Genomic DNA, 9,703 nt, shown 5'->3' on the forward strand with positions numbered 1-9,703 from the left:
GTGCCACCGCCGCGCTCGATCTGACGCGCGAGAACGGCCGCGCCCTCGGGAAGGGCGCGGCCGGAACGAACGCGACGTCAAGCCCTACCGCCGGACCTTCGACGGCGGCCCACTCGAAGCCGCATCCCTGACCTCACGGGACAGAACGACTAGGGCTGGAAGAGTACTTCCGGATTGTTCGGCGAGGGGCCGTCCAGCAGCGGACTGTCGATCCCCTTCAGCGTCTGGTCGAAGAACGCCGTCACGTACTCGCGGGTGATCTCCACCCCGCGTTCCGGGGAGAGGGGCGGCGTCGGGAACCCGGCCTGCTCGTGGAGCACGTCCAGGTCGCTGAAGCTGAAGTGGTCGGCGCCGGCGACCGTCAGCCACTTCTTGTAGCCGCCGAGGGCGGCCCAGGCCTGCACCCACGTGGTGTCGCCGCCATTGGCCGGGTGGTTGTTGGGCGAACTCAGCATGAGGAACGGCCGGTTGATCTGGCCGGGCATCGGGACAGGCTTGAAGGCGCCGTCCATGTTCACGCCGGCCCGTACCCGCGGGTCGGCGACCATCGTGGCGGAGGCCGCCGCTCCGCCGATGGAGTGTCCGGCCATGCCGATCTCGTGCTTGTCGATGAGGTGTGCCAGGCGCCACGCGGTATTGCCGTGCGTCAACTGGTCGATCAGGAAGGACACATCCAGCGCGCGGCTGGTGGGGATGGAGTCGATCCGCGTCGGGTCACCGCAGATCGCGCACGGCGTGGTCTGGCCGTTCGCCAGCGTCTCGCCGCTGTCCTCGTAGGTGTCGCCGACGAGCGCGACGACGTAGCCGTGACTGGCCAGGTCGGTCGCGAGCGAGGTGAGCGTGATGCGCGGGTCCTCGTACGCCGGTGAGAGGACCACCAGCGGATACTTTCCGTTCTGCGGCCGCGCGCCGTCGAAGGCGTGGGTGGTGACGCCGGAAAGGGTCTGTGGGGTGACACCGGAGCTCGCCGGCAGGTTCGTCCGCTGGACGATTCCGGCTGCCTCGCCGAGGGACATGTAAGGGGCCGGAGTCCCGGTCCCGGGGACGGCCGGGTAGACCATCGTGACGGTCAGTTGGCGGGGGCCGGATGACGGCACCCACGGGTCAAGGCGGCTCGCGTCGGTGAGGTGGATGACCTCCTCGCCGGCGGCGTAGGGGCCGGTCGGCGCGGGGAGCACGCCTTGGAAGGACCGCGCGGGCGCGGTGGCCGTGGCCGGTGCGGCGTCGAACGCGTGCGTGGCCACCGGAGCGGCCACCGGTGTGGCCGTGGCGGCGAACCCTGCGCCGGTTCCGGTGACGAGGGCGGCGAGCGTCAGCGCCGCGACTGCGCTGATACGGCGATTGCGTTTCATGGGGCAGACGCTAGGTTCCGCGGCTCCGTATCGAATCAACCCGTAGAGGTAAGCATTCCGGTGCCGTTCGTAGCTCCCACGAGGTACCGGAGTCATACGCCGGGACTACGTCGCGCGGGGGTTCGGCCAGGCCCGGCTCCGTTCAGTCGGCGAAGGACTCCGCATAGACACCGAAGGCGTACATCGCTTCGAGGCTGCCCGGTCGTGGCGGGTCGGCCGGGTCCCAGCCAAGCTCCCGGTCCTGGATCACCTGGGTGAGCAGGGGGTGCCAGCGCGGGTCAAGGGTTTCGCGCGCCCATTCCAGCGCGCCGCGCTTGGAGGCCACCTCGCCGGTGTGCAGGGTGAACAGCGCCCGGCAGTAGGTGGTCACGGCATAGCGCTGACTCCAGGCCACGTCGAGGCGGGCCCAGGTCCGCAGGTCCTCCATGAAGCCTGGCAGCATCTCGCGCATCGATTCGCGCAGGGCCCGGGGAGGCACCGCGTCGACGAGGTCGGTGACCGGGGGGCCGGCGAGGGTGATCCCGTGGTTCCTGAGGATCCAGCGGGTGTGCGGGCTGTTGCAGTGGGTGTCCCAGATCAACTCGCGGTGGCCGTGGTCGCAGTACAGCCACGGTGTTCCGAGCCCGGCGACGGTGCGTAGGGACGTGGTGTCCGCGTAGGAGCCCTCCAGGTGCTTGGTCCAGAAGCCCGGACGGGTGGGAATCCCGTCGTGGAGCCGGCGGAGCTCCGCCTCCGTGGCCCCGGCGGGCAGGACGGTCGTGGCGACGATGAAGTCGCAGTCGCTGTGCGGGTCTCCGGCGCCCAGCGCGAAGGAGCCCTGTAGGTAGGCACCGACGAACGTGTCGCCGAGGATGCCGCGGACCGCGTGGACGAACTCGTCCAGGAGCGCGTCCAGCTCGCGGTACGGGGTGAACACGGGGGACCTCCATACCCGTTGACGTGGAAGGAACCCGACGTCGACACAGCAGGCGAACCGCTCACACCCTCGCGGAGCACCTCCTCAGCACGTCGACCTCGCAGCCCGGCGCGAAGGGGTCGAAGCCGTGCTCGATCAGCCAGCGGACCGCCAGCAGGCTCCGCAGCGACCACCACGCGTGGATCACGTCGAGGTCGAGGTCGGCGCCGTAGCCGGCGGCGACGTCGCCGATGTGCTCCTCGTGCCCCAGCGTGAAGGTGGCGAGGTCGTACAGGGGATCGCCCCGGCCCGCCTCGGACCAGTCGATGATGCCCGTGACCTCGTCGCCGTCGACGAAGACGTGCGCGATCTGGAGGTCGCCGTGCGTGAACGCCGGAGTCCACGGCCGGAACGCGGCCTCGGCGACCCGGCGGCTGCGGGCGACCAGGTCGGCGGGCAGGACGCCGTTCGCCACCAACGCCCCGCACTCGTCGTCGAGTTCCGCCACCAGCGCGGCGACGCTCCGGCCCGCCCGGCCGGGCCAGGGCGGCAGTGGTGCGTCGTGCAGCCTCCGGATGGCGGCGCCCGCCGCCGCCCACGCCGTCGGCGACCCGGTCGACGGCCCGCCGAGGCGTCCGAGCGTCGTCCCCGGGAGCGCGGCCAGCGCGAGCACCGGCGGCTTGCGCCACAGGACCTCAGGGGTCGGGACCGGCACGAGGGACATCGCCTCGACCTCGCGGTCGATGCGCGCCTGATCGGCGTCCACCTTCAGGAACACTTCGCCGACGCGCAGGGTCGCGCGCTCGGAATGGGCGACGACGACTTCGACCTCATCCATGGGCGCCCAGTATCCCGGGGACGGCCGCCGCCGTCGCCGGATTTACCGCACGCGGCCCGGCGACGTCCGCCCCGCCGCCCGAGTGCGGAACCGGGTGTCGGCGTGGCGATGAGTTTTCCGGCTCCGGAAGGTCTACATCTCGACCGGGACGACCCCCCTCACCCTCCACCGGGAGCACAGACATGGGCCTCATCCAGATCGAACTGTTCGCGACCCTCGACCTCGTCGGGCAGGCGCCCGGCGGCCCCGACGAGGACCCGGAGGGGTTCCCGTTCGGCGGCTGGCAGGCACCGCTGCTGAACGAGGTCACCGGGGCGCAGATCCTCGCCGCGTACGAGGGCACGGACGCGCTCCTGCTCGGCCGGCGGACGTACGACCTCTTCGCCTCCTACTGGCCGCACCAGAAGGAGGGCGAGATCGCCGAACTCTTCAACCGCGTCCCGAAGTACGTGGCCTCCCGGGGCACCCCCGACCTCCCGTGGGCCGGATCCACGCTGCTCGGCCCGGACCTGGCCGGCGCGGTGCGCGAGGTCCGCGACCGGCACCGGAACGTGAAGGTCGTCGGGAGCCTGAACCTGGTGCAGAGCCTCCTGCGCGAGAAGCTCTTCGACCGCCTCGACCTGTGGGTGCACCCGATCGTGCTCGGCGTCGGGAAGAAGGTCTTCGACGGCGGCGCGGTGCCCACCAACCTCACCCTGCTCGAACCGCCGGTGGCCGGCGCGCAGGGCACGGTCTACCTGCGCTACGGGCTCGCCGACGGCACGCCGAGGACGGGCGACATGAGCCTGCCGGACCGGGGCCTCGGGCACGACGACGCCCGGTGACCCGGTGACCCGGAGCGCGGAGCGGGTGCGCCAGGCGCGGGACGGGCCCGGCGGGCCGACCGGCTGAGACGGACCGGAGGATCCGGCGCGCGGCGCGTGGACGGCGGGCGCCGGAATGATCATCCCGGACGGAACGGCGGGATGACGGCCCGTCGGGGGTGCTAGAACCGTCGACGGCTGTGAACGCCCACCGGCGACCACCGTCCTCCGTACCGTGCAACTCCTCCAAGAAGGAGAAGACATGTCCGTCGCACGAACCATCCGAACCGCACGCACCGCGCTGCCCGCCGGCCTCGCCGCACTCACCCTGCTGCTCACCGGGGCCGCCACCGCGACTCCGGCCTCCGCCACCACCACGTCGCTGGACGGCACCTATGCCTGCTCCGTCCCGTCCGGCTACGTCTACGACGGGGTCGTCTTCAGCCGCACGTGCAGCGGCGGCGGCAGCTGGAACTCGCCGCAGTACCACCTGCGCACCCCGGTCGACGGCCTCACCTCCTGTGCGACCGCCCCGGGCTTCACCTACGACGCCGCCGGCTCGTCCACCTCGTGCAGCCTGACCCAGGGCGTCCCGTCCACCACCTTCCACCTCCGCGTCCCGGTCAGCGGCATGTGGGCGTGCAGCGTCCCGAGCGGCTTCACCTACAGCGCCACCGCCTCGTCCCTGGAGTGCGCCACCGTCCGGGGCGTGCCCACCACCAAGTTCCTCCTGGCCCGCTGACTCCAGGCCCACTGACCGGCTGACCCACTGACCCGGCCACCCGGGGACGGACGGCCCGTACCGCACGTGCGAGAGGTGATCCGTGCTCAGTGGTCCGTGCTCAGTGCGGGTGCGGTCAGAAGATGATCTTCCAGCCGTCGAGGTGGCCCGAGTCGCCGCGGAACGTGTCCTGCATCCGGAGCCGCCAGGTGCCCTTGGCGGGCTGGGCGGAGGCGTCGACCGTGTAGGTCTCGATGACGTTCTCGCCCGAGTCGCCGAGGTTGCCCTTCTTCAGCGGGTACACCGTGCCGTTCGGGCCGACCAGGTCGATGACCAGGTCACCGCGCCAGGTGTGCTTGATGTCCACGCTCACCTTGAGGTCGCTCGGCGCCTGGCCCGGGAGCCGGTCGACGACGATGTCGGAGAAGACCGCCGGGCCGCCGTCCGGGATCGGCAGGGAGGTGGTGTTCGCGAAGATGCCCGGGGAGACCCGCCAGGTGAACGTCGTCGACGTCCTGCCGTGGTGGGAGCCCTGGGCGGTGACGGTGACCGGGTAGGTGCCCGGGAGGGCCGGGACGCCGGTGACCTGGCCGGTGACCGGGTGGAGCGTCAGGCCCAGCGGGAGGCCGGTCGCGTGGTAGGTGACGATGCCGGGGTTGAAGTTGGCGGCCTCGATCCGGAGGTCGGCGGAGGTGCCGATCGCGGTGATCTGGTTGGCGACGGGCTCCAGCAGGAGGCCGTCGACGACGCGCGGGCCGACGTTGATGGCCGCCCAGGCGTTGGCGGTGTTCTGGTACGTCGCGCTGGTCTTCCCGTACAGGTCGGCGGCGGCCTGGAGGGTGGCGGTGCGGGCGGCCGCGTAGTTGGTGGACGAGGTCATGTAGGTGGTGAGCGCCCGGTACCAGATCTTGGCCGCCGCGTCCCGGCCGATGGCGGTCACCGACTGGCCGTCGGAGGTCGGGGAGTCGTAGGCCACGCCGTTGACGGTCTTGGCGCCGCTGCCCTCGGAGGCCAGGTAGAACCAGTGGTTGGCCGGGCCGGAGGAGTAGTGGACGTCGATGGAGCCGAGGTCGGCCGACCAGTTGTCCCTGGAGCGGCCGTCCTTGGAGGGCTTGTCCATGTAGCGCAGCGGGCTGCCGTCGCCCCTGATGTCGATCTTCTCGCCGACCAGGTAGTCGCCCTTGTCCTCGGGGTTGCCGGCCCAGAACTCGATCGCGGCGGCCATGATGTCGGAAGTGGCCTCGTTGAGGCCGCCGGACTCGCCGCTGTAGATCAGGTTCGCGGTGGCGGAGGTGACGCCGTGCGTCATCTCGTGGGCGCCGACGTCGATCGAGGTCAGCGGCTTGACGTTGCCCGCGCCGTCGCCGTAGGTCATGCAGAAGCAGGCGTCGGACCAGAACGCGTTGACGTAGTTCTTGCTGTAGTGGACCCGGGTGTAGGCGCCGACGCCGTCGTCCTTGATGCCGTTGCGGCCGTGGACGTTCTTGTAGTAGTCCCAGGTGAGTTGGGCACCGTAGGCGGCGTCCACGGCCGCGGTCTGCCGGTTGGCGACGGTGCCGTCGCCCCAGGTGTCGGTCGGGTTGGTGAACAGCGTCCTGGTGCCGCTGGTGCCGTTCAGGTCGTAGGTGCTGTGGCCGCCGCGGGTGTTGTCGGTCATCGCGAAGCCGCCGGCGACCGCCGAGGTGCCGATGGTGACCTGGCCCGAGTACCTGCTGGTGCCGATGCCGGTCTCGATGCCCTGGTACTCGAAGATCTTCTTGCCGGTGTCGGCGTCGGTGATGACGTGCAGTTCGGACGGCGTGCCGTCCTCCTGGGTGCCGGTGACCACCGTCTCCCAGGCGAGCCGCGGGGTGCCGGAGGCGGCCCAGACCACCTTGCGGGCGTCGTCGGCCGACGCCTCCGAGACCTTCGCGCTCCCGGCGCTGTCGAGCGCGAGGCCCTTCGCCGAGTCGGCGCTCTCCTTGGGGGTGGTGTCGACGGCGATGTCCGCGTCGGTGGCCTTGGTGACGCCCCTGGTGGAGCCGTCGGGGGCGGTGTGGACGACCAGGTCGCCGCCGAGCACCGGGAGTCCGTCGAAGGTCCGCTCGTAGCGGGTGTGCACGCTGCCGTCCGCGTCCTTGGTGACGCCCTTGACGATCAGCGCCTCCTTCGCGTCCAGGTTCAGCGACCTCGCGGTCTTCGCCAGGGACGCGTCCGCGGAGGCCAGCAGCTCGCCGCGCTGCTCGGGCGACAGCTGCACCGGCAGCGCGCCGGCGAAGGCCTGGGCCCCGGCGGGGGCCTCGGCGGGTGTCTGGGCGGGAGTCTCGGCGGCGGCGACGCCGGGTGTCAGAGCGGCCACGATCATCGCGGCGCCGACTATCAACGCGCCCGCGGCGGTGGACTTTCGGGGGGATCGAGTCACACGGAACTCCTTCTGCGACGGCCGGGTTCGAGTGGCCGGAGTCAGCCGGGCGGCGGCCGAGGGTGCTGCTGCCCGGTAGAGCTGGTGGTTCGAATGAGATGGGACGGTACAGTGTCAGTTTTGGTCTGAACGCGTCACCCTTTCTGCACCAAGTTGGCCGAATACCTTCGCCAAAGACGTAATGGGGAGGTAATTCTTCGCCAGAAGGCGAGCAATGCGGGGGGAAAGGCGGTGCGGCCAGGCAGTCGTGGGTACCGGAACGGCGCCGTGGCAGACTCGGCCCATGACTCTCCCCCTGCCCGAGCCCGACCGGCAACTCTCCGACCCCAGCGAGCTGTTGCTCGACTACCTCGACTACTACCGCTCCGTGATCGGAGCCAAGACCGAGGGAATGTCCGACGCGGAGCTGCGCGCCAGCCGGCTCCCCTCCGGGTGGACCATGCTCGAACTGCTGAAGCACCTCGTCCACATGGAGCAGCGCTGGCTGCGCTGGGGCTTCCGCGGCGAGCAGGTCCCGGCGCCCTGGGGCGACCGGGGCCCGGAGGACCGCTGGCACGTCGGACCGGAGGAGACGGCCGCCGAACTCCTCGCCGCGCTGCACGCGGGCGGCGAGCACACCCGGGCCGTCGTGTCCGGCACACCCCTGTCCACCGTCGCCGCACCCGGCGGCCGCTTCCCCGACGACGGCACCCCGCGGCCCACCCTGGGCTGGATCCTGTTCCACGTCCTCCAGGAGTACGCCCGCCACGCGGGCCACCTGGACGTCGTGCGCGAGCTCACCGACGGCGCTACTGGCTGACGTCCGCAGTTGGCGGGCGTGCGGGCGTGCGTGCGGGCTCAGCCGACCAGGTGGGCGAGCAGCGCGTCGCCCGCCGGGTAGCGGCGTTCGGCGGGGAGGAGCTGCCGGGCGGCCTCCAACTCCCCTTCCCGCACATGGGCGTGGACCGCGTGCGCGAGCGCGGTGACGTCCTGGACCGAGACGATCCACTCGTCCGCGTAGCGCGCGGCCGCCTCCCCGGCCAGGCCGACTTGCAGCGACCGGTACGGCAGCGGCTGAAGGTGCAGATCGCGCTCCGGATCCCACTGCACCCGGGCCGGGGACCGCTTCAACTGCCGCTGCCAGGCGGCCCGGTCGGGGTGCAGCCCGCGCTCGTAGTGGGACAGGCAGCTGTTCTCCAGGGCCCACTCGAAGCCCTCGCGGGTGATCTCGACCGCCAGGACGGTCTCCTGGCCCTCCTTCGTCGCCCACCCGCAGCGGTACATCATCCACAGGAACGACGGCTTGATCCACGTCATCCGGTCCCGCTTCCACGCCGCCGGGAAGCGCCCGTCCCGTGCGGCGGGCAGCCCGACCTCCGGCGCGTACGCCTGGTAGACGGTCACCGTCGAGTCGGTGTGGAGGGCACGGATCTGGTGCTTGCGTTCTGACACGGTGACCAGGGTCGGCCTTCAACACGCCTCGCGCCAGCGATTTTCCCAGCTCGGCAGGGGTGCGCGCGCATCAACCGCCCGCCGCGTACGGCCAGTTCGCAAACTGATCTCTAGACGCAATCGGTTTGTCATGCAAACCTTGTCCTCATGGCGACTCAACCCGTTCAGCCCTCGAACGACCCCCGGCACCTCCTGGCGGCGACCGGGGCGGTGATCCAGCGCGTCCGCCGGGAGCAGCGCGGCGCGTGGTTCCCGCTCCTGGTCTTCGCCGCCGTGAGGTTCGGCGCGATACCGGTCGTGCGGTACGGCCAGGGCCCCTGCGACGAGCCCCGCTACGGCCTGGGCGGAGTCTGCGTCAACTCCCTTCCCCCCGCCATGTGGTACTGGCCGGTGGCGCTGCTGCTCTCCTACGCCGCGATCAGCTGGTTCTACCTCCGCCGGTCCGCCCGGCTCGGCCTGGGCACCAGGATCTGGCCGTACCTGGTGCTGGGCGTCGTCCTCGCCCTGCTCATGGCCGCCGACCAGGCGTGGACGGTGTCCCACCCGGGGTTCCTCGCCGACCTGTACGGGCAGCCGGGGCCGCTCTCCGCAGCCGCCGACACGCTGATGAGCCCGGCCGGGACGATCGGTCTGGCGCTGCTGCTGCTCGCCTGGATCGAGCGCAGCCGGCCGCTCCTCGCCGTGACCTGCGGATACCTGCTCGCGATGCTCTACTCCGACGACCTCCTCGGCCCGTCCCCGTGGTCCTTCCTCCCCGGTGTGCTGCTGGAAGGCGGTGTGCTGCTGCTCGGCGGCGTCGCCCTCGCCCTGCTGCACCGGGCCCGGGGTCGGTCGGCCGAATGACCGAGCACCCCACCAGCGGCCTCGACGACGTCGTGCACCAGCGCGTCCGCCTGGGCATCCTCGCGGTGGCCAAGGAGGCCCGGAAGGTGGAGTTCACCTTCCTGCGCACCACCCTCGGCCTCACCGCCGGCAACCTCTCCCAGCACCTCGGCGTCCTGGAGAAGGCCGGCCTGGTCACGATCGACAAGGGCTACGAGGGCAAGCGCGCTCGCACCTGGATCCAGCTCACCAAGGCCGGCAAGAAGGCCCTGCACGACGAGATCGCGGCGCTCCGTACCCTGATCCACCGCCTCGAAGGCGCCGAGGAACCGGCCGGGGGATCCGACCCCGGCCCCGGCCCGGCGGCCGCCCCGGCGCCCCACTGAGACCCCGGGACGACCCCCGGATGTGCCACAGGGCGGCAGCACCGGCCGAACCGG

Annotated in this window: 10 protein-coding genes; 5 read left to right on the forward strand and 5 right to left on the reverse strand. The window is 71.4% G+C overall.

Annotation, left to right across the window (positions count from 1 at the left end; genetic code table 11):
• Nucleotides 1-149: 149 nt before the first annotated feature.
• The 3 genes from ACFU6K_RS19985 to ACFU6K_RS19995 all read right to left on the reverse strand — a co-directional run bounded on the left by ACFU6K_RS19985 (nt 150) and on the right by ACFU6K_RS19995 (nt 3,085).
• Nucleotides 150-1,352: an alpha/beta hydrolase family protein gene (locus tag ACFU6K_RS19985; RefSeq protein ID WP_380664784.1), complete on the reverse strand. Its 1,203-nt coding sequence runs from the start codon at nt 1,350-1,352 to the stop codon at nt 150-152.
• 142 nt (nt 1,353-1,494) lie between these two features.
• Nucleotides 1,495-2,268, reverse strand: coding sequence for an aminoglycoside adenylyltransferase domain-containing protein (locus tag ACFU6K_RS19990; protein WP_380664768.1), 774 nt, complete (start codon nt 2,266-2,268; stop codon nt 1,495-1,497).
• A 61-nt stretch (nt 2,269-2,329) separates the two neighbouring features.
• Nucleotides 2,330-3,085, reverse strand: coding sequence for a phosphotransferase family protein (locus ACFU6K_RS19995; RefSeq protein ID WP_380664770.1), 756 nt, complete (start codon nt 3,083-3,085; stop codon nt 2,330-2,332).
• A 182-nt stretch (nt 3,086-3,267) separates the two neighbouring features.
• Here ACFU6K_RS19995 and ACFU6K_RS20000 point away from each other — a divergent pair, with 182 nt between their 5' ends.
• A complete protein-coding gene (locus tag ACFU6K_RS20000) occupies nt 3,268-3,909 on the forward strand; it encodes a dihydrofolate reductase family protein (RefSeq protein ID WP_380664772.1) in 642 nt (213 codons plus the stop codon).
• A gap of 241 nt (nt 3,910-4,150) precedes the next feature.
• The gene (locus ACFU6K_RS20005) at nt 4,151-4,630 is read left to right on the forward strand and encodes a hypothetical protein (protein ID WP_380664774.1); all 480 of its coding nucleotides are present in this window, start codon (nt 4,151-4,153) and stop codon (nt 4,628-4,630) included.
• A 115-nt stretch (nt 4,631-4,745) separates the two neighbouring features.
• Here ACFU6K_RS20005 and ACFU6K_RS20010 read toward each other — a convergent pair whose 3' ends face one another.
• Nucleotides 4,746-6,953, reverse strand: coding sequence for a M4 family metallopeptidase (locus tag ACFU6K_RS20010; protein ID WP_380664786.1), 2,208 nt, complete (start codon nt 6,951-6,953; stop codon nt 4,746-4,748).
• A gap of 340 nt (nt 6,954-7,293) precedes the next feature.
• Here ACFU6K_RS20010 and ACFU6K_RS20015 point away from each other — a divergent pair, with 340 nt between their 5' ends.
• Nucleotides 7,294-7,809, forward strand: coding sequence for a DinB family protein (locus ACFU6K_RS20015; RefSeq protein ID WP_380664776.1), 516 nt, complete (start codon nt 7,294-7,296; stop codon nt 7,807-7,809).
• A gap of 38 nt (nt 7,810-7,847) precedes the next feature.
• On the opposite strand, the gene ACFU6K_RS20020 is transcribed toward ACFU6K_RS20015, so the two are convergent.
• The gene (locus ACFU6K_RS20020) at nt 7,848-8,441 is read right to left on the reverse strand and encodes a DUF4291 domain-containing protein (RefSeq protein WP_380664778.1); all 594 of its coding nucleotides are present in this window, start codon (nt 8,439-8,441) and stop codon (nt 7,848-7,850) included.
• 147 nt (nt 8,442-8,588) lie between these two features.
• Between ACFU6K_RS20020 and ACFU6K_RS20025 the strand changes: the two genes are divergently transcribed.
• Nucleotides 8,589-9,284, forward strand: a complete 696-nt coding sequence (locus ACFU6K_RS20025) for a hypothetical protein (protein WP_380664780.1) — start codon at nt 8,589-8,591, stop codon at nt 9,282-9,284.
• Nucleotides 9,281-9,649, forward strand: a complete 369-nt coding sequence (locus ACFU6K_RS20030; RefSeq protein WP_380664782.1) for a transcriptional regulator — start codon at nt 9,281-9,283, stop codon at nt 9,647-9,649. The genes ACFU6K_RS20025 and ACFU6K_RS20030 overlap by 4 nt, the downstream gene beginning before the upstream one ends.
• Nucleotides 9,650-9,703: the final 54 nt, after the last annotated feature.

Origin of the sequence: Kitasatospora sp. NPDC057512 (genome assembly GCF_042802135.1) — a bacterium.
GTDB lineage: Bacteria > Actinomycetota > Actinomycetes > Streptomycetales > Streptomycetaceae > Kitasatospora.

Coding starts and splice junctions, on each gene's coding strand:
- ACFU6K_RS19985 (WP_380664784.1), bottom strand. CDS start 1,352: ATGAAACGCAATCGCCGTATCAGCGCAGTCGCGGCGCTGACGCTCGCC.
- ACFU6K_RS19995 (WP_380664770.1), bottom strand. CDS start 3,085: ATGGATGAGGTCGAAGTCGTCGTCGCCCATTCCGAGCGCGCGACCCTG.
- ACFU6K_RS20000 (WP_380664772.1), top strand. CDS start 3,268: ATGGGCCTCATCCAGATCGAACTGTTCGCGACCCTCGACCTCGTCGGG.
- ACFU6K_RS20005 (WP_380664774.1), top strand. CDS start 4,151: ATGTCCGTCGCACGAACCATCCGAACCGCACGCACCGCGCTGCCCGCC.
- ACFU6K_RS20010 (WP_380664786.1), bottom strand. CDS start 6,953: ATGATCGTGGCCGCTCTGACACCCGGCGTCGCCGCCGCCGAGACTCCC.
- ACFU6K_RS20015 (WP_380664776.1), top strand. CDS start 7,294: ATGACTCTCCCCCTGCCCGAGCCCGACCGGCAACTCTCCGACCCCAGC.
- ACFU6K_RS20025 (WP_380664780.1), top strand. CDS start 8,589: ATGGCGACTCAACCCGTTCAGCCCTCGAACGACCCCCGGCACCTCCTG.
- ACFU6K_RS20030 (WP_380664782.1), top strand. CDS start 9,281: ATGACCGAGCACCCCACCAGCGGCCTCGACGACGTCGTGCACCAGCGC.